Here is a 24,427-nt window from a genome sequence, read left to right as displayed (position 1 = left end):
CCGGCGGCGTCAGGCGGGCAGCGGCGAAGGGCCGCCCAGGGGCGTACCCAGATGCGGAGCCAGGGACACAAGAGCCTGTTCGAGGCCATGGAGGTGCCCGAGAGCCCGCTCGGCGCCCGGATGCCGCCCGGGGGCGCCCGCGTGAGCCGTGAAGGCGTCCTCGGGAACCGCGCCGAGCAGTGCCTCGACGGCCGTCTCGACGCGGCGGCACGCGGCCGTCAGGCGCGCGTCGTGCGAGGCGTCCGGGTCGGCGGCGACGGCGGCCAGCCCCCGGGCCCGCAGGGCGCACTCGTCGAGCAGGGCGAGCACATGGCGGGCCCGCGCCTTGCGGCCCCGCAACGGGTTCAGCGGATGCACCAGGGGCGCGAGGGACGGGCGCACCCGCCCCAGCAGCGCCTCCAGCTCCGCAGCCCGAGCCGCGGGATCCGCCTCGGCGTCACCCGCGAGCCGTCGGGCCGACGCCGCGGTGCAGCCGTGCACGGCCCGCACGGCGCGGCGCACCCACTGGTCGGTGACGGCGTGGGTGGTGACCGGCAGCACGAGGGCGACGGCCAGGGCCGCCCCCAGCGCTCCCGCACCCGTCTCGGCCAGACGCAGCCCGAGCAGCCCCGGACGGAGCACGCCCAGGAGCCCGTACAGCAGTCCCGCCATCACGGTCACGAAGAACATCATCCAGCTGTAGGACAGTGCAGCCGTGTAGAAGATCCCGAACACACTGGCGGCGATGAGCACGGTCGTGGGCGCCGGGGCGCCGTGCAGCGGGAGGGCGATCAGGAGCCCGGCGACGATGCCCGCCACCGTGCCGACCAGCCGCCGCAGCCCGCGCACGAGCGTCTCTCCCCGTGAGGCGGTGTTCACGAAGATCCACCAGGCGGCGCCGACGGCCCAGTACCAGCGGTCGTGGGACACCGTCTCGCCCGCGACGATCGCGAAGGCGCACGCGGCCGTCACCTGGCAGGCCTGGCGGGTGGTGGGCCTGGCCAGTCCGCGCCCGGTCAGCGGGACGGGCGGGGCGGGCGGCGGGGTGCGGCGCTCGACGCACCACACCCCGAACCGCACCGCCGACGCGGTCGCGAGGGACAGCGCCACGGCCGCGTACAGCTGCGGGATCTGCTGCGGGACCGCGCGCAGGAACTGGGCGGCGAAGAACATCATGAAGGCGAAGACACCGAGCGCATGGCCGCGCGGCCCCCAGCGGCGGGCGTACGCGCCGGCGAACACCACCGCGAGCCAGGCCGCGTCCCGCGCGGTCGCGGTGCCGTGCAGGGCGGCGGCGACGGCGAGGACCGGCAGACCGGCGACGGGCAGCAGCACGGTCGTGACCGCCTGGCCGCGCACCGTCGGGTCGGCGACCGTGAACAGCGCGAGGAGGGCGGCGAGGCCGCCGGTGACCGTGGCCGGCAGCGGCAGTCCGGCCGCCTGGCACACGGTCACGGCGAGGCCGATGCCGAGCACCGCGCGCAGCGATGTCCGCAACCGGACCAGCCCCGGGTCCGGAGCCATGAACATCTTCTTCACCGTCGGATTCACGTCGGACGCCCGCCCCGCTCCGTGCCTGTGGACATGGAAATGGCGCCGCGGGCACGGATTCCGGCTTCGTCACCGGTCCTGCGCTGCGCGGCGCCATTGATACGTGTAAGCAAACCATCAGAAGGTCGGTGGCTCAAGTGACCCTTCTTCCCTTGAGCCATTGGTACAGTCATGGACGATCGACTCCGGTGACAGGGAGGCCAACGGACCATGCCCGTCGACGCACTCGACACCCGCATCCTGCGTCTGCTGCTCGAACAGCCGCGGACGAGCGTGCGCGAGTACGCGCGCGTCCTGGGCGTCGCCCGCGGCACGCTGCAGGCACGGCTGGACCGCCTGGAGCGCGACGGGGTGATCACCGGCACCGGGCCCTCCCTCTCCCCCGCCGCGCTCGGCCACCCCGTGCTCGCCTTCGTGCACATCGAGGTGACTCAGGGCCACCTGGACGACGTGGGCGACGCCCTCGCCGCCGTCCCGGAGATCGTCGAGGCCTTCTCGATCACCGGGGGCGGCGACCTGATGACCCGGGTCGTGGCGCGGGACAACGCGCATCTGGAGGACGTCATCCAGGCGATGATCAGCCTGCCCGGAGTGGTCCGCACCCGCACGGAGGTGGCACTGCGCGAGCGCGTGCCCTACCGGCTGCTGCCCCTGGTGGAGTCGATCGGCCGCACGGCGAGCCGCTGACCGGCCCACCGACCGGCGGGCAGGCACCCGTGCCGCGCCGGACACGGGAGCCGCGACAGGTCTGATGCGGGCGAGCACACGGCGCCGGACTGCCCTCGCGGCGGAGTCACGCGGGCGCTCCGGCAACGCGACGGGCGTGCGCGCCGGACGCCGCGAAGCAGACGGGACCGGCCGGACAGCCCTTAGGAGCGTCGGCGAGGCTTGCCGCGGCCGCCGCCTCGGGCGCCGCCCGATCCTCCGGCACCCCTGGCGCCGCCGGAGCCCTTCGTACCGCCGGAGCGCTTGGCGCCGCCGCGCGGGTTCGAGCCGGAGGACTTCCGGCCCCCGCCCGCCGCGGGCTTGCCCCGGGTCGCCGAGGAGTCGGACCGCCCGCGCTGGGACGGTGCCGCCGGTGCGGCGCGTCCCCGGGTGCTGTTGACCGTCCGCCCGCGGACGATCCCGATGAAGTCGTCCACCAGATCGGTGGTCGCGTCCTCGGGCCAGGACAGGGCCACGTCCGACTGCGGAGCGTCCACGACCGTCCGGTAGGTGAGGTCCCTGCGGTGGTGCAGCCGGGCGAGGGACTGGGGCACGACGAGGAGGCCCACACCGGCCGCGACGAGCTCGACGGCGTCCTCCGTCGTGGCGGGACGCTCGAAGGCGGGCTCACCCGGCGGCCGCTCCCAGTCGAGCACGTCGTCCAGCGGATGGAGGACGACCTCGTCGGCGAGATCCTCGACCGAGACCTCCTCCGCGGCCGTGATCACATGGTCCTTGGGGACCACGACCACGGTCACCTCGGTGTAGAGCGGGATCGCGCTGAAGAACGCGCGGTCGACGGGCAGCCGCACCAGGCCCGCGTCCGCCCCGCGCTCACGCAGGAGGTCGCAGGCCTGGCCGGCCGGCACCTGGAGCAGGGTGAGCGGGACGTCGGGCAGGCGCTCGTTCCAGATCCGCACCCATTTGGCGGGCGTCACCCCGGGGACGTACGCGAGCCGGAACGAGGGGGATTCTTCCGAGCCTGTCACCCCGCCAGGTTACCGGGCGTGGTCGGAGCTCTCGTACAGGGCCGATATCCTGGAGACCATGAAGTCGCACCAGTCCACTCAGACGATGAAGCCGGCCACCGCCGCGAAGAAGCTGGGTGTGTACCTCCCCGCCACGCCCGCAGAGTTCCAGGAGGGCGTCGTCTCGCGCGCCGAGCTGAACACGCTGCAGACCGATCCGCCCGAGTGGCTGCTCGAGCTGCGACGCACCGGACCGCACCCGCGCCCGGTGGTCGCGGCGAAGCTGGGTGTGTCCATCGCGGGCCTGGCGCGCGGCGGGGTCACGGAGCCGCTCACGACCGAGCAGATCGAGGCCCTGAAGCAGGACGGGCCCGAGTGGCTGGCGAAGGAGCGCGCCACGCAGGCCGAGGTCCGCAAGGAGTCGGCGCGCATCAAGAAGAGGGACGCCGAACGCGCGGAGGCCTCCGACCAGGCCCAGGAACCGCGCCGCTGACCCCGGGCGGCCCGGCGCCCTCACGTCGCCTCGCTCCACGGCGGCCGAGTCCCCGGGCCCCTCGCCGTAGGCGGCGATCAATGGCGTCGACAACTCCTCGGCGCGGCGGACAGAGTGGCCCGGATCGCGGGACTCGAACCGGAGCGCCGGGTCGCGGACTGGGACGGGACGCCGTTCACCGAGCGGCCGACGAGGCACATCTCCGTGTGGCGCAGGCCGGCGGCCCGCTGAGCCGGCGGCACCACCCGACGGGTACGGCCGCGGCGCCGGCCCGGGAGCGTCGGCGCCGCAGCCCGCGGCGCGCCCTCAGCGGCCCCTCCCCTTCTGTCTCCTGCTCTCCCGGACCGCCGCTCGACGCGCCTCCTCCTGCTCCCACAGGGCCTTGAACTCCAGGTCCCTCTCGTCGAGTTCGACCGGCTCGTCCTCCTCCGCCCACAGCCCCTCCTCCTTCAGCTGCCGGGTGTGGACCGCGACGGGGGGCTGCGAGTCGTAGTCGCTGGGCCGTGGACCCTCCGGGCCGTCGGGGCCGATCCGGATCAGCCGCTCGACCCGGGTGATCCGGAACCGGCGTCCGTCCACGCTCACGCTGTTGCCGCGTCTCGCGTCCAGCGCGTCGGCCACCCGCGCGTACTCGGCGCGCTTCTCCTCCGACAGCCGCAGGCTGAACGGCGCCATCACCCGCAGCCACGAGGCCAGCGCGTCACGCGCCTGCTGCGGCGTGCCGTGCGACGCGCCGGGGTTGTGGGCCACCCAGTCGCCCTCCCGGCGCTCGGCGGTCATGTACACCGCGGGCAGCAGGACACCGCCCGGGTACCGCGCGGCCGCGCGCAGCGAGTCCGCCCGTACGTCCGGGGGCGTGCCCTCGGCGACACCGACGAGTTGTACGAGGTCCAGCTTCAGCAGCCCTTCGGACATCCCGGTCCCGACGGATGGGTCGACGACGAGCCCCTTGGTCCGGGACGGTGTCCGGTAGGCCTCGCCGACCTCGCCCGGGTCGGGGTCGGAGGGGCGGGGCGGCTCGGGGCCGCCGTTGCCCATCCGGATGTACCTGGACGCCCGCACGATGCGGAACCGCTCCCCGCACACCCGGAGTTCGTCGACGACCTCGCGGTCCATCCGCAGCGCCGCCGCCATCCAGGCCTTCCCCGCCTTCTCGTCGCCGGCGCCCTCGGCCGCCTTGGCCCGCACCCGGAAGTGGTGGCCGAGTGAGTCCCTGGCCCCCTGCGGTTCGGTGCTGCCGTACTCCGACAACTCCCAGCCGCCGGCCTCGTGTTCGCGCGCGTGGAAGAACTCGGCCAGCCCCACCCCCCGCACCTCGGGGTAGAGCTCGCGCGCCCTCCACGCCTCCTGATCGACGAAGGCCGCGATCGGCCCTTCCTGAGCGCAGACACGGAAGGTGAGGTAGGCGGGCACTCGGTCCTCGTAACCGTTCATGCACTGAATGTGCCCGATCGGCCGGCGGTCGCGCCGGAGAACCGGACAATCGGCCATGAACCGGAGCTCTGATCGTGCAGGGCCCTACTCGCGCGCCTCCTCCAGGGACCCTTGCCAGGCGCTCGCGGGACGGCCGGTCGGGCCGGTGTTCCAGTCCAGGCGCAGGACGGCGAGGTCGTCCGTGTGCCGGTCGGCGTTGAGCGTACGGGTCCTGGCGATCAGTTGGTCGAGGTGCGCGCCGGGGTCGGGGGTGCGCAGGGTGCCGATGATGCGCAGCAGGCCCTCGACGCCGAGTCGGGCGCCCGTGCCGTCCGCGAAACCCTCGACGAGGCCGTCGGTGTAGGCGACGAGGGCGCCCTGGGCCGGCAGGGCGAGGGTGGTGGCCTGCCATGCGCCCAGTCCCGGCGCGATGCCGAGCGCGACGCCGTGGACCGCCGCGACCTCGTGGACCCCCTCGGGGGTGACGAGGAGCGGAGCGTGGTGGCCCGCCAGGTGCAGGGTGAGGGTGCGCGCGTGCGGGTCCAGGGTGATGAGGGTGCAGGTGGTGAACAGGTCGCTGCCGGTGCGCTCGGCGATGTGGATCTGCTCCAGGAGGCGCAGCAGCGGCCGGTCCCGGTGGCCGCCGAGGATCAGGGCGCGCCAGGCGATGCGGAGGCAGACACCGAGCGCGGCGGCGTCGGGTCCGTGGCCGCTGACGTCTCCGATGATGGCGTGGACCTGTCCCTCGTCGGTCTGGACGACGTCGAGGAAGTCGCCTCCCAGCAGCGCCTGCGCCCGGCCCGGGTAGTAGCGGCTCGCGGCGGTTACCACGGCGGAGGACAGCAGCGGCTCGGGCAGCAGGCCGCGCTCCAGGCGGGCGTTCTCCTCGGCGCGCAGGCGGCCGAGCTGGAGAGCGGCGTTGGCGCGCTCCGCCTGCTTTCGCTGAACGGCGTAGCGCACGGCGCGTTGCATGAGGTCGGGGTCGACCTTGCCCTTGACGAGGTAGTCCTGGGCGCCGGAGGCGAGGGCGTCGACCCCCGCTCGGGGCTCGTCCAGCCCGGTGAGGACGATGATGGGGGCGTCCGTGACCGCCTGGATCGCCTGGACCGTCTCGACTCCGGACGCGTCGGGCAGATGCAGGTCGAGCAGGACGCAGTCGACGGGGTTGGCCGCGAGTGCCGTGTGCGCCTCGGCGGCCGTGCGGGAGCGCGCCAGGGTGTGGGGCAGATCGGTGTCGTAGAGGAACTCCTCGACCAGGAGGGCGTCTCCGTCGTCGTCCTCCACCAGGAGGACGCGGACGTGTTCTGCGCCGCCTGCGGCTCGGTCCATCACGGCTGCGGCTCTCTCTCCGGGGCCGCGGGCCGGTCCCCTGCGGCGGGAAGGGTGAAGACGATGCGGGTGCCCAGCTTGTAGTCGGGGTCGATCCTGATCGTGCCGCCGTGGAACTCCACGACCTTCTTGCACATGGCCAGGCCGATGCCGGTGCCCGGGTAGGCGTCCTTGGTGTGCAGCCGCTGGAAGAGGACGAAGACCTTCTCCTGGAACTCCGGCGCGATGCCGATACCGTTGTCACTCACCGCGAACTCCCACATGCCGTCGGCCGACGCGGCGCCGACGTGGATGTGCGGCGGCCGGTCGGGGCTGCGGAACTTGACGGCGTTCGACAGCAGGTTCTGCCACAGCATCCCCATCTGGGTCCGGTCCCCGACCACGGTGGGCAGCGCGTCGTGGGTGATCTCGGCGCCGGTCTCCGCCACAGTCACGCTGAGGTCGTCCAGGACCGAGCCGAGCACCGCCTCCAGGTCGACGGACTGGTGGTCGTTGTGCACCCGGCCGACCCGGGAGAAGGCCAGCAGGTCGTTGATCAGGGTCTGCATACGGTTGGCGCCGTCGACGGCGAAGCCGATGTACTGGTCGGCCTTGTCGTCCAGCTGCCCGCCGTAGCGGCGCTGCAGGAGCTGGGTGAAGCTGGACACCTTGCGCAGGGGTTCCTGCAGGTCGTGCGAGGCGACGTAGGCGAACTGCTCCAGTTCCGTGTTCGACCGCTGGAGGTCCCTCGCCTGCTCGTCCAGCAGCCTGCGTGACGCCTCGCTGAAGTCCAGCTCCTTCACCAGCCGCCTGCGCATCGACTCCACGTCCGAGGCGAGCAGACGCAGGTCGGCGGGGCCGGTGCCGGTCAGGGAGCGGTCGAACCTGCCCTGCGCGACCTCGCGCGCGGCCGTGCCGAGCCGGCTGAGCGGCCGGGTGATGCCACGGCGCAGCCCCTCGAAGACGAGGGCCGCCACCAGGACGATGACGAGGGCGATGACCGCGAACACCCAGTTCCGCAGGGTGACGGCCTGCCGCAGTTCGTCGGCCGACGCCACCCGTTCGGCCTTCAGACGGGTCTGCTGGCGGTCCATGGCCTGCCGCAGCGCGTCGAAGGAGGACTTGCCCTCCGCGGCGCGCTCAAGAGTGATCTTCCGCGCGTCGGCGGCAGGGGTCGCGGAGACGGGGTCGGCGATGCGCTGCCGCCACACGGCGGCCCGCTTCTCGACCTCGGCCAGGTCGGCGCGCGCCCGGGGGTCGCCCGCGACCAGGGGACGCAGACGCCGCAGGGCGGCCTCCTGGTCGTGCACTCCCTGCGCGTAGGGCTGGAGGAAGTCCGTGTGGCCGGTCAGACCATAGCCGCGGACGCCGGTCTCCTGGTTGACCAGGGCCTCCTCCACCCGCACGGACTCGATGAGGGCCGGGGTACGCCGGTCCACCAGTTCGGCCGTGATCACCGACGTACGCCACATCGCCCACCCGCCCAGCGACCCCAGCACGGCGAGGACGGCCAGGGTGGCGGCGACCCCCACCCTCAGCCAGCGCCGGGTGGTCCAGCGGGAGAAGGCACCTTCGGTGTCGGACGGTGTGCTGGTCATCGCGGTTCTGAAGTCCCCCTCGGCGATCCGGGCCGCGAGCGTACGCGGCAGGCACACTTTACCCACCGCACGACAACGCATGTTGTCCCTGTCGAGCGCGACGCCCTAGGGTTGCACCATGCCAGGTCCGACTCCTCCTCGTTCCCGTCCGGCCGGCGACCGTCCGACCGGAGAGACCACCGCCCTGGTGACGCAGGTGGTGGACGAGCTCACCCGGCGTCTCGCCGCGGACGCCGTCCAGTGCCCCGAGTCCCCGGGCGCGGCCGGCGAGGCCCGTCGGCGTGCGCTCGCGCGCCTGCGGATCCTGGCCGGTGTCAAGGAGGCCGTACGGCACCTGGAGGACCAGGCGGCGCACGTCGCGGCCACGAGCGGAGCCGGCTACCCCGAGATCGGCCAGGCCCTGGGCATGAGCCGGCAGGGCGCCCGGCGCCGCTGGCCCGGGCTGGTCACCGGAAACACCCGCAATCTCACCTTCCGTCCCACACCCCGGAGCTCGTGAACCATGGCTGCCGCCTCAACCCGCCCCTCCGACGTGCTGCTCGTCGAGGACGACATCGCCGACGCGATGCTCATCCAGGACGCGCTCACCGAGCGGGGCACCCGCAACCTCACGCAGGTCTCCGACGGGATCGAGGCCCTGGACTATCTGCGCGACCCGGACAACGCGCGCCCCGACCTCATCGTGCTCGACCTCAACATGCCGCGCATGAGCGGACGCGAGTTCCTCGCCGTGGTCAAGGAAGACGCCGACCTGCGCACCATTCCGGTCGTCGTGCTGACCACCTCGGCCGCCCCCGACGACGTCACCGGCGCCTACCGGCACCACGCCAACGCCTACGTCACCAAGCCCGTGAACCTGGAGGAGTTCGAGGCGGCGGTCCGCAGCATCGACGCGTTCTACCTGGACATCGCCGTCAAGCCCCCGCGCAACGACTAGGGGGCAGGCTCGCGCACGTCAGGTGGGGCCCGCGGTGAGACGGAGCGCGTCGACCGCGAGACGTGCGGCCGTGCCGATGACGGCGTCCGCCGCGGGGAGGTTGACCGCGGTGCCCGCGCTGCGGGTGAAGACGGCGACGGCGTAGCGTCCGCCGTCGGGGTACTCCACCACCCCCACTTCGTTGCGCACGGTCGGCAGGCTGCCGGTCTTGCCCGCGACGTGGACGTCGTCGAAGGGGAAGCCGGACGCCATGCGGTGCGGCCAGACCTGCAGGCCGAGGAGGCGGCGGATCGCGGCGCCGTGCTCGGGTGTGCACGCCTCGTCGCGCCACAGGGCCTTCAGCAGCCGGGTCATGTCGCGGGGCGTGCTGTGGTTGGTGCGGGTGGGGTCCAGCGCCCTGAGCCGGGAGACGACCTGCGGGTCGGCCAGTGCCTGGGCTCCGCCGGGGCCCGCGTCCTGCCTGATGGTGGCGAGGAGTTCGCCGAAGGTGTGGACGGCGTGCGTGTGGCGAAGGCCGAGACGGGTCATGGTGTGGTTGACGGCGTCGAGGCCGACACGGCCCAGCAGCAGGTCGGCGGCGGCGTTGTCGCTGACGGCCATCATCAGGTAGGCCATGTCGCGCAGCGACATGCGGACCGGGTCGAGCATCGCCGCGAGCCCGGTGGGGCCCACCGTCCGCTCGGCGGGGGCGCATTCGATCCGCTCGGTGAGATCCAGCCGCCCGTCCGCCGCGTGTGCGTGGAGGGTGACCAGGCAGCACAGCTTGTGGACGCTGGCCGTGGTCACCGTGTGGTCCCCCCGGACGTCGATCTGGGCGCCGGAGTCGATGTCGAGCGCGTGCAGCCAGCCGGTGACCCCGGCGTCGGCGAAGGCCGCCTCGATGCGGTCGAGGATGTCGGTCACAGCCAGAACTCCGCCGCCGGGCGCAGGCGCAGCGGGCGCGTCGGGGCGTCGGCGCTCGCGGTGGTCGTGGTCCGCAGCGCTCCCGTGGCCGCGTCGGCGAAGGCGCCGACGGCCGCGTCGCCGGTGCCCCGCGGCCAGGCGGCGGAGTGCCGCCACACCAGGGGCGCGCCTACCAGGGGGCGCCACACGAGGCCCGTGTCCGGCTCGGGGGTGTCGGCGGGCCGGGCGTCGCGCGGGCTGAAGGCCACGGCCTTCGTCGACAGCACCAGGCCCCGGACGAAGCTCGTGCCCTGGCCGTGCCGGACGGCGGGCGGGGTGTAGCCGTTGCGGGCGCAGGTGGTCAGCACGTCGTCGTACACCGCCGGAGCGCCGGCACGGGGGAAGAGGATCAGGTCGTGGTCGCTCAGCGAGGCGAGGGGGACCTCGGCCAGGCGGGCGGGTGCCGCGTCGCGGGGCAGCAGCACGCCGAGCTCACGCCGCAGCACCGGGCCCAGCTCCAGGCCCGCGACGTCGCAGGGGTGGTGGATGAGGCCGACGTCCAGCTCCCGCGCGGCGAAGCGGGCGAGTTGCTGGGCGGTGGACAGTTCGTGGAGTTCCAGCTCCACCCCGCCGCGCCGCCCCGCGAAGCCGGTGAGAAGCGCCGCGACGGTCTCGCCCGCGAGGTCGGGCGGCAGGGCGGCGCGCAGGAGGCCGCTCTCGCCGTTGCGGATGCGGCGGGCGGTGGCTCTCAGGGTCTCCGAGCGGGCCAGCAGTGCACGCGCCTCCTCCAGCAGGAGCGTCCCGGCCTTGGTGATCGCCACCTGGCGGCTGGTGCGATCGAACAGGCGCACTCCGAGCTCCCGTTCCAGCCGCTGGATGCGTTGCGACAGAGGTGGCTGCGCCATGTCGAGGCGAGCCGCGGCACGTCCGAAGTGTGACTCTTCCGCAACAGCCACAAAGCACTCCAGGTGCCGGATCAGGTCCACGACCAGCAACGATATCCCACATTGATCGATCGCGAATCGATAGCGAACTTGGACATGCCGGATTCCGTGCTGCTCTTCTCGTGCCATGACCCACCGCGACGCGTCCTCCCGCAGAAACCTCCCGTTCCCCGCACGTACCGCGCTGTCCTGGGCCGCCGCCCTGGCCCTGGGACTCACCGCCGCCGGCTGCGGCTCGGCGCCCGAGCGGCCCGACCCGCCGTCCTCGCCGCCCTCGGCCGGCGGTGCGACGCGGACCGGTTCGGCCGCGGCCGACACCCGCGCCCAGCTGCGTGTGGACGGCGGCGTCCGCTCGTACCTGCTGCACCGCCCCGGCGGACACGACGGCGGGGCCAGGCCGCTCGTCGTCGCCTTCCACGGGCGCGGTTCCAGCGCCCAGGAGCTGCGCGAGCAGACCCGCCTCGATGCCGCCGCCGACGCGCGCGGCATGCTGGTGGCCTACCCCGAGGGCCTGCGCAAGGCGTGGGGAGCCGGCAGCGGGGCCACCCGACAGCGGCCGAACCCGGACGCGGACGTGCGGTTCACCACGTCACTGGTCGCCGAGCTGGTGCGCTCCGGGCAGGCCGACCCCCGGCGGGTGTACGTCACCGGCTTCTCCAACGGGGGCTCCATGGCGCTGCGTGTCGCGGCCCAGTGCCCCACGCTGCTGGCGGGAGCCGCCTCGGTCTCCGGCGAACTGCCCACGGGCAGGGCGGCCGTCACGCCCACCGGCGCCCTGCCCGTCATGGTCGTCTACGGCGAGGACGACCCGGTGCGCCCGCCCGCCGGACTCGCCACCCCGGGACCGGCTCCGGCGGGCGAGGAGCCCATCACCCCCACCATGTCGGTCAGGGCCGGCGCCGAGGCGTTCGCCCGGGCGGGCGGGGAGGGCCCGCCGGCCACCAGGACCGGTCCCGGGTACGACCGCACCGTGTGGGGTCGCGAGGCGTCCAGGGCCACCGTCGAGGTCCTCCTCGTGCACGGCGGCGGCCACACCTGGCCCGGCTCGCACCACACCCCTCCCGCCGGTTTCGGCCGTACCAGCACCGCGTTGGACGCGACCCGCACGATCCTCGACTTCTTCGCCGCCCACCGGCGTTGAGCACCGGCCCCGGCCCCGGGCCGCCGGGGGTAGGGTCCGGCCATGGCCACGCACGAACGTGAGATCACCGCTCCGGTCGACCTGTGCCGTGCCGACGGGAGGGTCGATCCCGCTGCGATCGGCTGGTCACGCCACCCCCTGCACCGCTGCCGGATTCCGGGCTGGGGGCGGACCAAGCGGTGGGAGTACTGGTGCGTGACCACGCCGACCCACCTCGTGGCCCTCACCGTGAGCGATCTCGACTACCTGGCCCTGAACTCGATCTACGTCCTGGAATACGCCCGCGCACCACGCGCGTTCGAACGCACCGCGATCGTGCCCGGCGGGTTCGGCGTCCGGCTGCCCGACGCCATCGCCGGAACGCCGGGCTGCCCCGCGCTCGTGGTCGGCCCCCGGCGGCCGGTGGGAGGGCAGGTGCGGATCGAGATCCGCGCCGAGGCCGCCGCCACCCGGCTGCGGGCGCGCTGCGTGGGCCCTCGGGGGCTTCCGGTGGAGGTGGACCTCCTCGTGGCGCTCCCCGAGGGGCACGAGACGCTCTCCGTGGTCGTGCCCTGGGGGGAGCGCCGCTTCCAGTACACCTCCAAACACACCGCCCGGCCCGCGTCCGGGACCCTGCACATCGGCGGTGACGTGCTCGAGTTCGGCCACGACGCCTGGGGCACCCTCGACCATGGACGGGGCCGGTGGCCCCGCTCGACGGCGTGGAACTGGGGCGCCGCGTCCGGGCGCACCGACGGCCGGACCGTCGGGCTGCAGTTCGGCGGGGGCTGGACGCGCGGGACCGGGGCGACGGAGAACGCGGTGTGCGTCGACGGCCGGATCACCAAGCTGGGCCAGGAACTGGCATGGCACTGGCTCCCCGACGACCCCCTGGCACCCTGGTCGATCCGCGGCCCCGGGTCGGCCGACGTGGACCTGGTCTTCACGCCGTTCCACAACCGGTCCACCCGCACCGACCTCGGACTCGTCGCGAACCGCACGGACCAGTGCTTCGGCCACTACACGGGGTCGATCCGCACCGACGACGGTGAGCGGATCGCGGTGGACCGGCTGCTGGGGTGGGCCGAGGACGTGCGCATGCGGTGGTGATCCGCCACGACGCGAATCGCCGGAGCCGGGATTTCACACGGGCACATCGCGGGAATCCCGCAACCGCCCTGTGTGCGAATAATCACCGCCGAGGCCGTCTCCGAGGCGTCCGCCGTTCCGGTGTGCGCGCAGGCGAATCGGAACATTCACCGGGCAATGCGCCATCTCGCCCCCGACGCCCTGTCATCTCCCGTTGTTTCCGGCCGATTCCGGCGGTTTCCGGGATGTTGCCGGATCGTGCCCGGATCCCGGAAAAGGTGAGGGCGCTATCGGGTTCTGTGGAGATTCTCGGGATGTTCCACGCGTCGATTCCCCTCCCGCCGTCCACCTGGTGGACGCCGCGACTCCCGCTCCCGTCCCGGTTCCGGCTTGTCAACATCCTTCGTGAGCCGCCGAGTCGTTCCTGCTGACAAACCGGCGAACCTAATTAGACTCACCCGTCATGTATCTCACCCCCCACGGTAAGACGCAGTCCGAGCAGAGCAACCACCCCATATTCGTGGAGCGTTCAGGTAAACGAAGGAAGGTCCTGCGGTACACGGCAGTGGCTCTCGGCGGGGCCTGCGGGGCCTACCTGGTGTTCGCCGCGGTCGTCATGGCCGGACTGTGGCAGTCCCTCGGCCACCAGCCCTCCGGCACCGGTGGCACGATCCCCGCGGCCCCGGCGGGCCACCACGTCCAACCGGGCGCGGCGAAGGGCTCCGGGAGCGGCCGCCAGCCGGTGCCTCCACCGGCGGACGCCTCCTCGCACCCACGCGGCGGCACCCCCTCGCCCGACCCGGACGAGGTCGCTCGCGGATGACGCCCCGGCACGCATTGCGCCGTCCCCCACGCGGGCACTGGGTGCTGTTGTTCCTCGTTCTCACCGTCGTCGTGGTCACACTCCTCTTCGAGGGCTGGACCACGCACGAGGTCGACGCCGCGCGCACCAAACGCCCCTGCGCCACACCCATACCGCGCAGCGCGGACACCGGAAGACCGGTGCTGAGATTCACCGGCACCGGTGTCGAGACGGCGGCCGTGCCCCCCGGCACGGCCGCCCTGACCTTCGACGGCGGACCTGATCCGCTGTGGACACCGCGCCTGCTGGACCTGCTGGCGCGGCACAGGGCCCATGCCACGTTCTTCCTGTACGGCAGACAGGCCGCCGAATACCCGGAGTTGGTCCGCCGCATCCGGGCGGAGGGCCACGAGATCGGCTCCTACACCTACACCGGTGGCGATCTGGGAGCGGCTTCCCGTCCCCGCGCCCGTATGGAACTGGGCTTCACCCAGACGGTTCTGGCGGGCGTGGCGGGTGAGCACACCTGGCTGCTGCGGCTGCCCCACACCACCACCGCGGACACCCTGTGCGGCGCCGAGTGGCCGGCCGCCCGCCGCGCGGCCGGCGAGGGCTATCTCATCGTCGCCGCGGACCGGATGGACCGGAAGGACACCGACGGGGTGGTGCGCCAGTACAGCCACACCGAACTCGGTTTCCAGGAGGCGCGCTCGCTGCTGCGCGATCCCGGGGTGCGGCGGTTCACCACCGTCTCGGCCGGACTCGGGCTGCCCGAGTCCACCAGTCGGGCGTCGCTCGCCGAGCGGCTGAAGGGCAGGGGTCTGATCGAGGTCCAGGACCTGGGGCGGGCCTTCTCCCGCGCCATGGCCTGGGCGCTGGTCGTGGCGGGAGTGCTGGGCCTGCTGCGCCTGGTGATGCTCGTCTGGTTCGCGCGGGTCCATGTGCGCCGGCGCGGCAGACTGCGGCCGGGCAGCCCCCGGTTGCGTGCCGTGACCGGTCCGGTGTCCGTCCTGGTGCCCGCGCACAACGAGGAGGCGGGCATCGTCGCCACCGTCCACTCGCTACTCGCGTCCACGTACCCGGACCTCGAGATCGTGGTGATCGACGACGGTTCCACGGACGGCACGGCCGCCGCGGTCGCCGGTGTCGGCGATCCGCGGGTGACGCTGGTGCGCCAGTCCAACACCGGGAAGCCGGGCGCCCTGAACACCGGACTCGCCCACGCCTCGCACGACATCGTGGTGATGGTGGACGCGGACACGGTGCTGGAACCGGATGCCATCCACCACCTGGTGCAGCCGCTGGCCCATCCTGCGATCGGGGCGGTCAGCGGGAACACCAAGGTGGGCAACCGCCGCCATCTGCTGGGCAAGTGGCAGCACCAGGAGTACGTGCTCGGCTTCAATCTCGACCGGCGCATGTTCGAGGTGCTGGAGTGCATGCCGACCGTGCCCGGCGCCATCGGCGCCTTCCGCCGGGACGCGCTGCTGGGCGTCGGTGGTGTCAGCGACGAGACCCTCGCCGAGGACACCGACCTGACCATGGCGCTGTGGCGGGCCGGATGGCGGGTCGTCTACGAGGAGTCGGCCGTCGCCTGGACCGAGGTCCCGCACACGATGAGGCAGTTGTGGCGGCAGCGCTACCGCTGGTGCTACGGCACCCTCCAGTCGATGTGGAAGCACCGGCGGGCCGTCACCGAGGTCGGCACGGCGGGACGGTTCGGCCGGCGCGGGCTCAGCTATCTGGCGCTCTTCCAGGTCGCCCTGCCCCTGTTCGCGCCCGCCGTGGACGTCTTCGCCCTGTACGGCGTGTGCTTCCGCGACCCGTCCGAGGCGGTCGTCGTCTGGTTGGCGTTCCTCGTCGTCCAGATGGGCACGGCGGGGTACGCGCTCTGGCTGGACGGCGAGAAGCTGGGCGCGCTGTGGTCGCTGCCGCTGCAGCTCTTCGTCTACCGGCAGATGCTGTATCTGGTCGTCTTCCACTCGGTGATGACGGCGCTGCTCGGCAGCCGCCTCAAGTGGCACCGCATGCACCGTACCGGCAGCGCCGATCCGTACCGGCTCGACGGCCTGCCGTCGGCCGACCGCGGTCCGGCTCTCGAGACCCTGAAGGGAGAGCTGCGATGAGCCACCCGTTCGACACCGCGGACGGCGCTCCCGCCTCCTGGAGCCACCAGGCCGACACGTACGTGAAGCCGGACGCCCCCGTGGTGTCCGAGGCGCGGTCGGCGCCCGCGCGGCGACAGGCGTACGGCTGGCGGGGCACCACGCCCCGGCGTCCGCGCCGGTCCCGGAGCCGCCCCCGCCGCGTGCGCAGGGTGATGCGCACCGTGCTCGCGCTCACGACCGGTCTGGTGGTGGCGGCGTGCGGAACGTACGCCTGGGCGCAGACCGAGCTGCACCGTGACGTGGACCTCGGCGCGTACGGCCACGACCGGGCGTCGGGGAAGGGGACGAACTACCTGATCGTCGGCTCTGACAGCCGGGACGGCCTCTCGGACTCCGATGTCCGCGACCTGCACGCGGGGGGTGGCGGTGGGCGGCGCACGGACTCGATCATCGTGCTCCACACGGGCGCCCGGGGCCCGGTGATGCTCAGTCTGCCGCGTGACTCGTGGGTGACGATCCCGGGATTCCACGATCCGGCGACCGGCAAGCAGGTGCCGGCGGCCAAGGACAAACTGAACGCGGCGTTCGCGTACGGCGGGCCGGAGCTGCTGGCGCACACCGTCGAACGCAACACCGGGATCCGCATCGACCACTACGCGGAGATCGGTTTCGCCGGCTTCGTGAACGTCGTGGACGCGCTCGGCGGCGTGCGCTTCTGCCTGGACCGGGACATCAAGGACGACAAGTCGGGCGCGGACCTGCGCCGCGGCTGCCGCACGCTGAACGGCACGCAGTCGCTCGCGTTCGTCCGCGAACGCCATCAGGAGGCCGAGGGCGATCTGGGGCGCTCCCGCAACCAGCAGCGGTTCCTCTCGGCGCTGGCGGACCAGGCGGGCAGGTCGAGGACGTTCCTGGACCCGACGCAGATGTACCCGGCCCTGTCCGCCGGACTCGACGCGCTCGTCGTGGACCGGAGCATGGACCTGGAACGGCTGATGGGCATGTTCCGGTCCCTGCGAGGTCCCGGCGGTGCGGCCAGGCAGGTGGGCATGCCGGTGGACGCCGTGGGTCTGCACACCGCGAAGGGCAGCGTCATCCGCTGGGACGCCGATCGCGCCGCACGGCTGTTCCAGCAGATCCGCGCGGATCGGCCGGTGACGGTGCGGGGCGGCCGGAGAGGCTGACGCCCCGCGTCGGTGCGGCCGGGCTCCCGCCCGGCCGCACCGGCGCGTCGCGGACCAAGCCGGGCGGGCCTGTGCGACGGATTCTCATCGGGGGTGTCCGACCGGCTCAGGGGAAAGGGTGGCACGTCGATGGCGCGACCGTACGGCGAGGACGAGAGGCACCGGCTGAGGGTGCGGCACCGGCCCCCGTGCGCCGCGGCGGCGGTGATCGCTCTGCACGGCGGTCGGGCGGACAGCTGCGCGCCGTCCCGCCCGTGGCACCTGGCGGCGCTGCGTATGCGTCCCGTCCTGCGCGCCGCCGCGTCGGGCCTGCCCCTGGACCGCGTCCTGCTCGGTGAGGTGCGCTACCGGCACCGCGGCTGGAACCAGGGCGACCCCGTCGAGGACGCCCTGGACGCGCTCGACGAGCTCAGGCGGGTCCACGGCGCCCTGCCCGTCGTGCTGATCGGCCATTCCATGGGAGGCAGGGCGGCCCTGCGGGTCTCGTCCCAGCCGCAGGTCCAGGGCGTCGTGGCGCTCGCTCCCTGGCTGCCGTCCGACGAGCCGAGCGATCATCTGCGGGGCGGGCGGATCGTCGTGATGCACGGCGACCGGGACCGTGTGACCAGCGCCCCCGCCTCCGTCGCGTACGTGGAGCGGGCCCGGGCCGCCGGTGCGAGCGCCGGCATGGTGCTGATGCGGGGCGGGGATCACGCGATGCTGCGCAGGGCCGGGCTGTGGCACCGGTCCGTGGCCGAGGTCATCGGCGATCTCGCCCGTCCGGGTGGCCGGCCGACGGGACTGGCCGCTCGCTGCGTGACGGGCGGGAGCGCGGTCGTGTTGTAGTCGTGAGCGCGCCTCGGCCGCGCGACCAATCCACGAGCCCTGCGGCCCCGGATTACGCGAGCACAGTCCGGTCCGTCGCACACCCTGGGGAGATCCGTTGTGAAGGAAGCCGTCCACATCGGACGAAATCCGTCGTCCAAACCCGACCTGCAGCAACTGGTGCACGAGGTGGCCCTCGGGGACCAGGAGGCGTTCGCCGCCGTCTACGACGCGGTGGCCCACTCGGTGCTCGGCGTCGTCCGGGCCGTGCTGCGCGACCAGGCGCAGTCGGAGGAGGTCACCCAGGACGTGCTGGTGGAGGTGTGGCGTACGGCGCCGCGCTACCGGCCGGAGCGCGGTACGGCCATCAACTGGATCCTGACCCTGGCCCACCGGCGTGCGGTGGACCGGGTCCGGTCGGTGGAGGCCGCCGCGGCGCGGGACACCAAGGCCGCGCTGCTGGACCGGACACCCGCGTACGACGAGGTGACCGAGCAGGTCGAGACGCGGCTGGAGCGGGAGCAGGTGCGGCGCTGTCTGCGCACCCTGACCGACCTGCAGCGCCAGGCGGTCACCCTCGCGTACTACCGGGGCCTGACCTACCGGCAGGTCGCCGAGGCGCTCACGCTGCCCCTGGGAACGGTGAAGACCCGGTTGCGCGACGGACTCATCCGGCTGCGCGACTGCCTGGGGGTGACCGCATGACCACGGCCGATCCGCACCTGCTGACGGGTGCCTACGCCCTGCACGCGCTGCCCGACGAGGAGCGTGCCGCCTTCGAACGCCATCTGTCCGGCTGCGAGTCGTGCGCGCAGGAGGTGGCGGAGTTCACGGCGACGGCCGCCCGGCTCGCCTCGGCCTCCTCCGTGCCCGTGCGGACCGCGCTGCGCGACCGGGTGCTGCACCGCATCACCACCGTGCGCCAGGCGCCCCCGGGCAGCCCGTCCCTGGAGCGAGTACGGCACCGTGTGCCCGGCTGGGGTGGCCTGGCCCGGTGGGGGCTGGCCGCCTGTCTGGCCGCCGCGGCGGCGTTCGGCGGTACGGCGGTGTGGCAGTACGAACGCGCCCAGGACGCCCGGCAGCAGGCGACGCGGGCCGAGCGAACGGCGGACGAGGTCGCCGGGGTGCTGAGCGCGTCGGACGCGAGGACCCGGTCGGCGCGGGTCGGGGGCGGCAACGGCACCCTGGTGGTGTCCGCCCGTCGCGACCGGGCCGTGTTCGTGGCCTCGGACATGCCCGCGCCGCCCGCGGGCAAGGTCTACCAGCTGTGGTTCGCCGACGGGGGGAGGATGCGCTCGGCGGGGCTGATGGACCCGGACCGTGCCGGCCAGACCGTGCTCATGCGGGGGCGGGTGGACGGCGCTTCCGGTGTCGGGATCACCGTGGAGCCCGCCGGTGGTTCGCCGGAGCCGACCACCACGCCCGTCGGCCTGCTGGACATCCCGTCCTGAGCACCGCGGCGGCGTCGCGGTGCTCGGTTCAGCCGCCGGCCCGGCGGTCCCTACGGGGCGGGCGGGGGAAGAAGCCGCTGGTGCGGGCGGCGTAGGCCGCCCAGCCGGGACGCCCGGCCATGTGCCGCTCCAGCAGCCGTTTCCCGCTGCCCCCGATCAGCAGCGCGCTCATCGCCAGCGGGGAGACGACGGAGACGGCGGCGGGGGCCGCTCCTCCGTCGCAGGCGACGAGGAACAGCCCCCACCAGACGCAGAAGTCACCGAAGTAGTTGGGGTGCCGGGTCAGCGCCCACAGCCCCTGGTCCATGATCCGGCCCCGGTTGGCCGGATCGGCCTTGAACCGGGCCAGTTGGGCGTCGCCGACGGTCTCGAAGAACAGGCCCACGGCCCACACGGCGGCGCCGGCCCAGGCCAGGGCGGACAGGGGGCGGGGCGCGTACGCGGCGGCCTGGACCGGGAGGGACACCAGCCACACCAGGGCGGCCTGCAGCAGGTAGACCGTCCGCAGGGCGTACCAGGTGCGGTTGCCCGGTGCGCGGGAGAGCAGGTTCTCGTAGCGGGGGTCCTCGCCGTGGCCGCGTCCACGGCGCGCGATGTGTGCCGCCAGGCGCAGTCCCCACACCGCCGTGAGGGCGGTGACCAGGGCGCGTCGGCCCGGGTCGCCCTCGCCCGCCGAGGCGTACCAGGTCGCCACGGCCACCGCGGCGAAGGCGACCCCCCAGGCCGTGTCGACGATCCGGTGGACGCCCTTGCGCAGGGCGATCGCGAACGTGGCGAGGAGGACCGCCAGGGCGGATGCCGCGGCCCAGGCGAGGTTCACCGCGAACGCGTCCCAGGGGAACGGGCCCATCACCGCACCACGCTCCCGTGCCGGTCGGCCGGCTCCGCGGGGGCTGGCAGGCGCCGGGCCGTGGTGCTGGTGGGCGCGGTGCTCATGGGGTGGGGGCCTCCTTGGTGAGCAGGTACTGCTGGACGTCGAGGTAGCCGGAGCGGAATCCGGCCTCGGAGTAGGCCAGGTAGAAGGTCCACAGGCGGCGGAAGGTCTCGTCGAAGCCGAGGGCGGCGACGTCGTCGGCGCGCTCGGTGAACCTCTCGCGCCACAGGCGCAGCGTCTCGGCGTAGTGCGCGCCGAAGGCGTCGCGTGCCGTGACGGTCAGCCGGGTGTGGTCGCGGACCGTCTCCTCGATGGCCCGGGTGGAGGGGATGAGGCCGCCGGGGAAGACGTACTTCTGGATCCAGGTGTGGGTGTCGCGGGCGGCGAGCATGCGGTCGTGGGGCATGGTGATGGCCTGCAGGGCGGCCCGGCCGCCGGGGGCCAGGCGTGCGTCGAGGGTGCGGAAGTAGTCGGGCCAGAACTCGGCGCCGACGGCTTCGACCATCTCGACGCTGACCACCGCGTCGTAGGTGCCGCGCGCTTCGCGGTAGTCGCACAGATCGACGCGGACGCGGTCGGCCAGTCCGGCGTCGGCGGCGCGCCGCAGGGCCAGTTCGCGTTGTTCCCGGGACAGGGTCAGCGAGGTGACCCGGGCTCCGCGGGCGGCGGCCCGCAGGGCGAGTTCGCCCCATCCGGTGCCGATCTCCAGCAGCTCGGTGCCCTCGCGCACGTCGGCGAGGTCGAGCAGTCGGTCGATCTTGCGGTGCTGGGCGGCGGCGAGCAGCGACCGGTCCGCCGGGAAGCCGCGGAAGACGGCGCTGGAGTAGGTGAGGGTCTCGTCCAGGAAGAGGGAGAAGAGGTCGTTGGACAGGTCGTAGTGCCGGCTGATGTTGTCCCGGGCGCCCTCGGGCGTGTTGCGCTGGCGCGCCGGCTGCCGTACGGCCCACACGCCGCGCAGCCGCTGCAGCGGGGCCGGGACGAGGTCCGCCGCGTGGGACGCCAGTACGGTCAGGGCGCCGACCAGGTCGGGGGCGTCCCACTCCCCCGCCATGTAGGACTCGCCGAACCCTATGAGTCCTCTGCCGCCGACACGGGCGTAAAACGCCTTCGGGTCGTGCACGTCCACGAGGGGGCCGCCCCGGCCGAGCGTGGCGCCGTCGGCCAGACGCACCCGCAGGGGAAGTCGCCGCAGTGCGCGCCCGAGGACGGACGCGGTGACGGCCCGCACGGGCCAGGAGGCCCCGGGTGGGGCGGCCACGTCCGGCCAGCGGTGCGGGTCGGCCCGGGGGGCGGCCGGGCGGTGGCGGGTGGGGCGGAGCGGGGCTGTGGTCATGTCGCACTCTCCGGGGAGCGGTGGCCGGGGCGCGGTTGCACCGGCAGGCCGCGTAGCAGCAGACGGATACCGTGGAAGCGGATGGCGGCCGACACCGCGAGGGTCGAGAAGGGGTGGCGGGCCGCGAGACGCAGCAGCGTGGGCACGGTCGCCTCGCGCCGGGTGCCGTGGACCGCGGCCGTGAAGGGCGGGTTTCCGGGCCGCTCCAGTCGTACGGACAGACGCAGGCGCTCGCCGGGCGGTGGGAGCCGCATCTCGTAGTGGCCGTCCACGGGGAAGAACGGCGAGACGTAGAAGTCCTTGCCGACCGTGGCGGTGCCGGCCGCGTCGGTGTGCAGCAGATAGGCGTGCCGCCCGCCGTAGGTGTTGTGGACCTCGGCGACCACGCAGCGGAGGGTGCCGTCCGGGCCGTGGCACCAGTACAGGGTCAGCGGGTTGAAGACGTGCCCGAGGACCCGGGCGTGCGCGAGCATCGTCACCCGGCCGCCGTCGAGGTCCACCCCGTGCTCGGCGAGGAAGCCGTCGAGCGCGGCCCGGATCGAGGGCGAGCGGCCGGTGAAGTGGTCGGCGGCGCGGAAGCGGGCGAGCGGTCGCAGCGGACGCGGCAGCACCGGTAGCCGGTCGAGATCGACCAGCCATAGGTAGGTGCGGTGCCGCAGAGCGTATCGGGAGGGGGCACGGCGCACATGGCTGACCGTGCAGGGGTACAGGGCGGGCAGCCGCGGACGGGGAGGTGGCGTGGGGTTCACCAGACCACCCCCAGCGCGGCGGCCGCCTCGACTCCGCTGCGGCAGCCGTCCTCGTGGAACCCCCAGCCGTGGTAGGCGCCGGCGAACGCGGTGACGGGTGTGCTCAGCCCGGGCAGTCGGTGCTGGGCGGCGACCGACTCCGGTGTGTACACCGGGTGTTCGTACGTCATACGGGCGAGCACCCGCTCGGGGGCGACCCGGTCCTGGCCGCCGAGGGTGACGACGAACGTGTCCGTGGCGTCGAGGCGTTGGAGCCGGTTCATGTCGTAACTGACCCGGACCCGGTCGGCGTCGGCGGCGCAGGAGGGCATGAGGTAGTTCCAGGAGGCGCGGGCGCCGGGGGCGCGCGGCAGGAGGGTCGTGTCGGTGTGCAGCAGCGTCGTGTTGCGGGAGTAACGGAAGGCGCCGAGGACCTCCTTCTCCCGCGGGGTGGCGTCACCGAGCAGCCGGAGCGCCTGGTCGGGATGGACGGCGACGACGAGGTGGTCGTAGGAGGCGGTCGTCCCGTCGTGAGCGGTCACCTCGATGCCGTCCGCGTGGCGCAGCACCCCGCGGACGGGCGTGCCGGTGCGCACGTCGGGCAGACGGGCCGCGATCCGGTCGACGTACACGCGGGAGCCTCCCGTGACGGTCCGCCAGGACGGTGAGCCGGTCACCGAGAGCATGCCGTGGTGCGCGAGGAACCGGAACAGGTACGCGGCCGGGTAGCGCAGCGCAGTCCGTGCGTCGCAGGACCACACGGCGGAGACCAGAGGGACCATGAAGTGGGCCCGGAAGTACGGGGAGAAGCCGGCTCGGTCGAGGAACTCGCCCAGGGTGAGGGCGTCGTCGCCACGGCCCTCGTCCAGGAGTCGGCGGGCGCCGCGGTGGAAGACGGGAACCTCGGCCAGCATGCGCAGATAGGCCCCACGCGCGGCGTTGCGCGGCTGGGCCAGCAGGCCTCGGACGCCGCGAGCACCGGCGTACTCCAGACCGCAGCCCTCGCACCGCACCGACATGCTCATCTCCGAACCCTGGGTGGACACGCCGAGTTCGTCGAAGAGCCGCAGCAACTGCGGGTAGGTGCGTCGGTTGTGCACGATGAAGCCCGAGTCGACCCGGTGCGTGCGGCCGTCGGACGCGGTCAGGTCGTGGGTGTGGGCGTGGCCGCCGAGCCGGTCGTCGGCCTCGTACAGGGTGACCTGGTGCTCTCGGGCCAGGATGTACGCGGCGGTGAGTCCCGCCACGCCGCTGCCGACGACCGCGGTGCGCGGCACGCCGCCGCTGCCGCCCGCCCGGCCCTTCGGTCGCGCCTGGGGCCCGGCGTCGGACGGTCCACGCATGGTCTTCTTCCTTTCCCGGACGTTCTCGGCCTCCTGCCATGACTTCTGCCGGCGGAGGCCGGACGGATGCAGATCGGACGAGCTGCGAGGGCGGGGGCGGCCCGCGGCCCGAGGGCCTGCGGGCCGGCCCGCGGATGGGTCAGCCCTTGGGCATCAGGACCGAATCGACGATGTAGACGTTGGCGTTGGCGGTCTTGACGTTGCCGCAGACGACCTTGGCCGAGCCGTTGACCGTGTAGGACCGGCCCGAGCCCATCGTCGTCACCTTCGACTTCTCCAGCGTGTCGAAGGAGCCCTTGGCCAGGTCGTCGGGCGTGAGCTTCTTGCCGACGACGTGGTAGGTGAGGATCTTCGTCAGCGCGGCCTTGTCGTTCAGGACCTTGTCCAGGGTCGCCTTCGGGATCTTGGCGAAGGCGTCGTTGGTCGGCGCGAACACGGTGATGTCCTGGGCGTTGTTGAGCGTGTCGACCAGGCCCGCCTTCTTCACCGCGGACACGAGCGTGGACAGCGCGGGGTTGTGGGAGGCGGCGGTGGCCACCGGGTCCTTGGCCATGCCGTCGAAGGAGCCGGCGCCGTCCTGCGGCACGGCCGAGCAGGCGGGTCCGAACGGCTGGTCCATGGCGGCGGTCGCGCCGGTGGAGCCGGCCATGCCGCCGCCGTCCTGCGAGGCGGACGGCTTGCTCGACGAGCCCGACGCGCCGGAATCACCGCCGTTGTCGCCCGAACAGGCGCTCAGGGCGAAGGGCAGCACCGCGGTGGCGGCGAGGGTGACGGCGAGACGACGGGTACGGGTGTTCAACATGGATTCTCCTG

Annotated in this window: 24 protein-coding genes and 1 pseudogene; 13 read left to right on the top strand and 12 right to left on the bottom strand. The window is 73.4% G+C overall.

Translation table 11 applies throughout. From position 1 onward, the window contains the following. Positions 1 to 9 precede the first annotated feature (9 nt). On the bottom strand, positions 10 to 1,509 hold the full coding sequence (locus AB0C59_RS02875) for an FUSC family protein (protein ID WP_363000613.1): 1,500 nt from the start codon (positions 1,507 to 1,509) through the stop codon (positions 10 to 12). 231 nt (positions 1,510 to 1,740) lie between these two features. On the opposite strand from AB0C59_RS02875, the gene AB0C59_RS02870 reads away from it, so the two are divergent. Continuing rightward, complete coding sequence (locus tag AB0C59_RS02870) at positions 1,741 to 2,217, top strand: Lrp/AsnC family transcriptional regulator (protein WP_363000345.1); 477 nt, start codon at positions 1,741 to 1,743, stop codon at positions 2,215 to 2,217. A 182-nt stretch (positions 2,218 to 2,399) separates the two neighbouring features. Here AB0C59_RS02870 and AB0C59_RS02865 read toward each other — a convergent pair whose 3' ends face one another. Then, positions 2,400 to 3,224 carry a LysR family substrate-binding domain-containing protein gene (locus tag AB0C59_RS02865; protein WP_363000344.1) on the bottom strand — a complete coding sequence of 275 codons (825 nt, stop codon included), beginning with the start codon at positions 3,222 to 3,224 and terminating at the stop codon, positions 2,400 to 2,402. Positions 3,225 to 3,282: 58 nt separating this feature from the next. On the opposite strand from AB0C59_RS02865, the gene AB0C59_RS02860 reads away from it, so the two are divergent. Together AB0C59_RS02860 and AB0C59_RS02855 are read left to right on the top strand one after the other, a co-directional pair. Then, a complete protein-coding gene (locus AB0C59_RS02860; RefSeq protein WP_363000343.1) occupies positions 3,283 to 3,696 on the top strand; it encodes a DUF5997 family protein in 414 nt (137 codons plus the stop codon). A 108-nt stretch (positions 3,697 to 3,804) separates the two neighbouring features. Next, positions 3,805 to 3,927, top strand: a pseudogene (locus AB0C59_RS02855) (SAM-dependent methyltransferase); the annotation flags it as partial. Positions 3,928 to 4,002: 75 nt separating this feature from the next. Here AB0C59_RS02855 and AB0C59_RS02850 read toward each other — a convergent pair. From AB0C59_RS02850 to AB0C59_RS02840, 3 genes are all read right to left on the bottom strand, one after another. Beyond that, entirely contained in the window at positions 4,003 to 5,130 is a 1,128-nt protein-coding gene (locus AB0C59_RS02850) for a DUF5954 family protein (protein ID WP_363000342.1), read from the bottom strand. Positions 5,131 to 5,214: 84 nt separating this feature from the next. Beyond that, positions 5,215 to 6,438: a SpoIIE family protein phosphatase gene (locus AB0C59_RS02845; RefSeq protein ID WP_363000341.1), complete on the bottom strand. Its 1,224-nt coding sequence runs from the start codon at positions 6,436 to 6,438 to the stop codon at positions 5,215 to 5,217. Further along, positions 6,438 to 8,015 carry an ATP-binding protein gene (locus AB0C59_RS02840; protein WP_363000340.1) on the bottom strand — a complete coding sequence of 526 codons (1,578 nt, stop codon included), beginning with the start codon at positions 8,013 to 8,015 and terminating at the stop codon, positions 6,438 to 6,440. The genes AB0C59_RS02845 and AB0C59_RS02840 overlap by 1 nt, the downstream gene beginning before the upstream one ends. Positions 8,016 to 8,133: 118 nt before the next feature. On the opposite strand from AB0C59_RS02840, the gene AB0C59_RS02835 reads away from it, so the two are divergent. Continuing rightward, complete coding sequence (locus tag AB0C59_RS02835) at positions 8,134 to 8,514, top strand: hypothetical protein (protein ID WP_363000339.1); 381 nt, start codon at positions 8,134 to 8,136, stop codon at positions 8,512 to 8,514. 3 nt (positions 8,515 to 8,517) lie between these two features. Next, positions 8,518 to 8,952 (top strand): response regulator, encoded by a 435-nt coding sequence (locus AB0C59_RS02830; RefSeq protein WP_363000338.1) that lies wholly within the window; start codon positions 8,518 to 8,520, stop codon positions 8,950 to 8,952. A gap of 18 nt (positions 8,953 to 8,970) precedes the next feature. Here AB0C59_RS02830 and AB0C59_RS02825 read toward each other — a convergent pair whose 3' ends face one another. Next, positions 8,971 to 9,855, bottom strand: a complete 885-nt coding sequence (locus AB0C59_RS02825; RefSeq protein WP_363000337.1) for a serine hydrolase — start codon at positions 9,853 to 9,855, stop codon at positions 8,971 to 8,973. After that, on the bottom strand, positions 9,852 to 10,790 hold the full coding sequence (locus AB0C59_RS02820; RefSeq protein ID WP_363000336.1) for a LysR substrate-binding domain-containing protein: 939 nt from the start codon (positions 10,788 to 10,790) through the stop codon (positions 9,852 to 9,854). The genes AB0C59_RS02825 and AB0C59_RS02820 overlap by 4 nt, the downstream gene beginning before the upstream one ends. Positions 10,791 to 10,905: 115 nt before the next feature. On the opposite strand from AB0C59_RS02820, the gene AB0C59_RS02815 reads away from it, so the two are divergent. From AB0C59_RS02815 to AB0C59_RS02780, 8 genes are all read left to right on the top strand, one after another. Continuing rightward, positions 10,906 to 11,919 carry a PHB depolymerase family esterase gene (locus AB0C59_RS02815; protein WP_363000335.1) on the top strand — a complete coding sequence of 338 codons (1,014 nt, stop codon included), beginning with the start codon at positions 10,906 to 10,908 and terminating at the stop codon, positions 11,917 to 11,919. Between the two features lie 42 nt (positions 11,920 to 11,961). Beyond that, positions 11,962 to 13,008 (top strand): DUF2804 domain-containing protein, encoded by a 1,047-nt coding sequence (locus AB0C59_RS02810; protein ID WP_363000334.1) that lies wholly within the window; start codon positions 11,962 to 11,964, stop codon positions 13,006 to 13,008. Positions 13,009 to 13,450: 442 nt separating this feature from the next. Continuing rightward, a complete protein-coding gene (locus tag AB0C59_RS02805; RefSeq protein WP_363000333.1) occupies positions 13,451 to 13,810 on the top strand; it encodes a hypothetical protein in 360 nt (119 codons plus the stop codon). After that, on the top strand, positions 13,807 to 15,915 hold the full coding sequence (locus AB0C59_RS02800) for a bifunctional polysaccharide deacetylase/glycosyltransferase family 2 protein (RefSeq protein ID WP_363000332.1): 2,109 nt from the start codon (positions 13,807 to 13,809) through the stop codon (positions 15,913 to 15,915). The genes AB0C59_RS02805 and AB0C59_RS02800 overlap by 4 nt, the downstream gene beginning before the upstream one ends. Then, positions 15,912 to 17,081 (top strand): LCP family protein, encoded by a 1,170-nt coding sequence (locus AB0C59_RS02795; protein ID WP_363000331.1) that lies wholly within the window; start codon positions 15,912 to 15,914, stop codon positions 17,079 to 17,081. Before AB0C59_RS02800 ends, AB0C59_RS02795 begins: the two co-directional genes overlap by 4 nt. A 129-nt stretch (positions 17,082 to 17,210) precedes the next feature. Continuing rightward, on the top strand, positions 17,211 to 17,906 hold the full coding sequence (locus tag AB0C59_RS02790) for an alpha/beta fold hydrolase (protein WP_363000330.1): 696 nt from the start codon (positions 17,211 to 17,213) through the stop codon (positions 17,904 to 17,906). A 99-nt stretch (positions 17,907 to 18,005) separates the two neighbouring features. Next, a complete protein-coding gene (locus AB0C59_RS02785; protein ID WP_363000329.1) occupies positions 18,006 to 18,590 on the top strand; it encodes a sigma-70 family RNA polymerase sigma factor in 585 nt (194 codons plus the stop codon). After that, a complete protein-coding gene (locus tag AB0C59_RS02780) occupies positions 18,587 to 19,336 on the top strand; it encodes an anti-sigma factor (protein ID WP_363000328.1) in 750 nt (249 codons plus the stop codon). The genes AB0C59_RS02785 and AB0C59_RS02780 overlap by 4 nt, the downstream gene beginning before the upstream one ends. Before the next feature lie 28 nt (positions 19,337 to 19,364). Here AB0C59_RS02780 and AB0C59_RS02775 read toward each other — a convergent pair whose 3' ends face one another. The 5 genes from AB0C59_RS02775 to AB0C59_RS02755 form a co-directional block, all read right to left on the bottom strand. Next, positions 19,365 to 20,186, bottom strand: a complete 822-nt coding sequence (locus tag AB0C59_RS02775) for a DUF1295 domain-containing protein (protein ID WP_363000327.1) — start codon at positions 20,184 to 20,186, stop codon at positions 19,365 to 19,367. An 82-nt stretch (positions 20,187 to 20,268) separates the two neighbouring features. Next, positions 20,269 to 21,543, bottom strand: coding sequence for a cyclopropane-fatty-acyl-phospholipid synthase family protein (locus tag AB0C59_RS02770; RefSeq protein WP_363000326.1), 1,275 nt, complete (start codon positions 21,541 to 21,543; stop codon positions 20,269 to 20,271). Continuing rightward, positions 21,540 to 22,292, bottom strand: coding sequence for a DUF1365 domain-containing protein (locus tag AB0C59_RS02765; RefSeq protein WP_363000325.1), 753 nt, complete (start codon positions 22,290 to 22,292; stop codon positions 21,540 to 21,542). Before AB0C59_RS02765 ends, AB0C59_RS02770 begins: the two co-directional genes overlap by 4 nt. Continuing rightward, the gene (locus AB0C59_RS02760; protein WP_363000611.1) at positions 22,289 to 23,548 is read right to left on the bottom strand and encodes an FAD-dependent oxidoreductase; all 1,260 of its coding nucleotides are present in this window, start codon (positions 23,546 to 23,548) and stop codon (positions 22,289 to 22,291) included. The genes AB0C59_RS02765 and AB0C59_RS02760 overlap by 4 nt, the downstream gene beginning before the upstream one ends. A gap of 205 nt (positions 23,549 to 23,753) precedes the next feature. Then, complete coding sequence (locus AB0C59_RS02755; RefSeq protein ID WP_363000609.1) at positions 23,754 to 24,413, bottom strand: fasciclin domain-containing protein; 660 nt, start codon at positions 24,411 to 24,413, stop codon at positions 23,754 to 23,756. Between the last annotated feature and the right edge of the window lie 14 nt (positions 24,414 to 24,427).

The sequence above is a fragment of the Streptomyces sp. NPDC048664 genome, from assembly GCF_040650555.1.
In the GTDB taxonomy this organism is placed as follows: domain Bacteria; phylum Actinomycetota; class Actinomycetes; order Streptomycetales; family Streptomycetaceae; genus Streptomyces.
The sequence above is the reverse complement of the archived record's forward strand: the minus strand, read 5'-3'. Positions and strand labels throughout refer to the sequence as shown.

Excerpts from the sequence above, each read along its gene's own strand:
- AB0C59_RS02830 (WP_363000338.1), top strand. The coding sequence starts at position 8,518 with ATGGCTGCCGCCTCAACCCGCCCCTCCGACGTGCTGCTCGTCGAGGAC.
- AB0C59_RS02870 (WP_363000345.1), top strand. The coding sequence starts at position 1,741 with ATGCCCGTCGACGCACTCGACACCCGCATCCTGCGTCTGCTGCTCGAA.
- AB0C59_RS02770 (WP_363000326.1), bottom strand. The coding sequence starts at position 21,543 with ATGACCACAGCCCCGCTCCGCCCCACCCGCCACCGCCCGGCCGCCCCC.
- AB0C59_RS02850 (WP_363000342.1), bottom strand. The coding sequence starts at position 5,130 with ATGAACGGTTACGAGGACCGAGTGCCCGCCTACCTCACCTTCCGTGTC.
- AB0C59_RS02860 (WP_363000343.1), top strand. The coding sequence starts at position 3,283 with ATGAAGTCGCACCAGTCCACTCAGACGATGAAGCCGGCCACCGCCGCG.
- AB0C59_RS02810 (WP_363000334.1), top strand. The coding sequence starts at position 11,962 with ATGGCCACGCACGAACGTGAGATCACCGCTCCGGTCGACCTGTGCCGT.
- AB0C59_RS02790 (WP_363000330.1), top strand. The coding sequence starts at position 17,211 with ATGGCGCGACCGTACGGCGAGGACGAGAGGCACCGGCTGAGGGTGCGG.
- AB0C59_RS02840 (WP_363000340.1), bottom strand. The coding sequence starts at position 8,015 with ATGACCAGCACACCGTCCGACACCGAAGGTGCCTTCTCCCGCTGGACC.
- AB0C59_RS02780 (WP_363000328.1), top strand. The coding sequence starts at position 18,587 with ATGACCACGGCCGATCCGCACCTGCTGACGGGTGCCTACGCCCTGCAC.
- AB0C59_RS02815 (WP_363000335.1), top strand. The coding sequence starts at position 10,906 with ATGACCCACCGCGACGCGTCCTCCCGCAGAAACCTCCCGTTCCCCGCA.
- AB0C59_RS02805 (WP_363000333.1), top strand. The coding sequence starts at position 13,451 with ATGTATCTCACCCCCCACGGTAAGACGCAGTCCGAGCAGAGCAACCAC.
- AB0C59_RS02775 (WP_363000327.1), bottom strand. The coding sequence starts at position 20,186 with ATGGGCCCGTTCCCCTGGGACGCGTTCGCGGTGAACCTCGCCTGGGCC.
- AB0C59_RS02875 (WP_363000613.1), bottom strand. The coding sequence starts at position 1,509 with ATGTTCATGGCTCCGGACCCGGGGCTGGTCCGGTTGCGGACATCGCTG.
- AB0C59_RS02800 (WP_363000332.1), top strand. The coding sequence starts at position 13,807 with ATGACGCCCCGGCACGCATTGCGCCGTCCCCCACGCGGGCACTGGGTG.
- AB0C59_RS02795 (WP_363000331.1), top strand. The coding sequence starts at position 15,912 with ATGAGCCACCCGTTCGACACCGCGGACGGCGCTCCCGCCTCCTGGAGC.
- AB0C59_RS02845 (WP_363000341.1), bottom strand. The coding sequence starts at position 6,438 with ATGGACCGAGCCGCAGGCGGCGCAGAACACGTCCGCGTCCTCCTGGTG.
- AB0C59_RS02835 (WP_363000339.1), top strand. The coding sequence starts at position 8,134 with ATGCCAGGTCCGACTCCTCCTCGTTCCCGTCCGGCCGGCGACCGTCCG.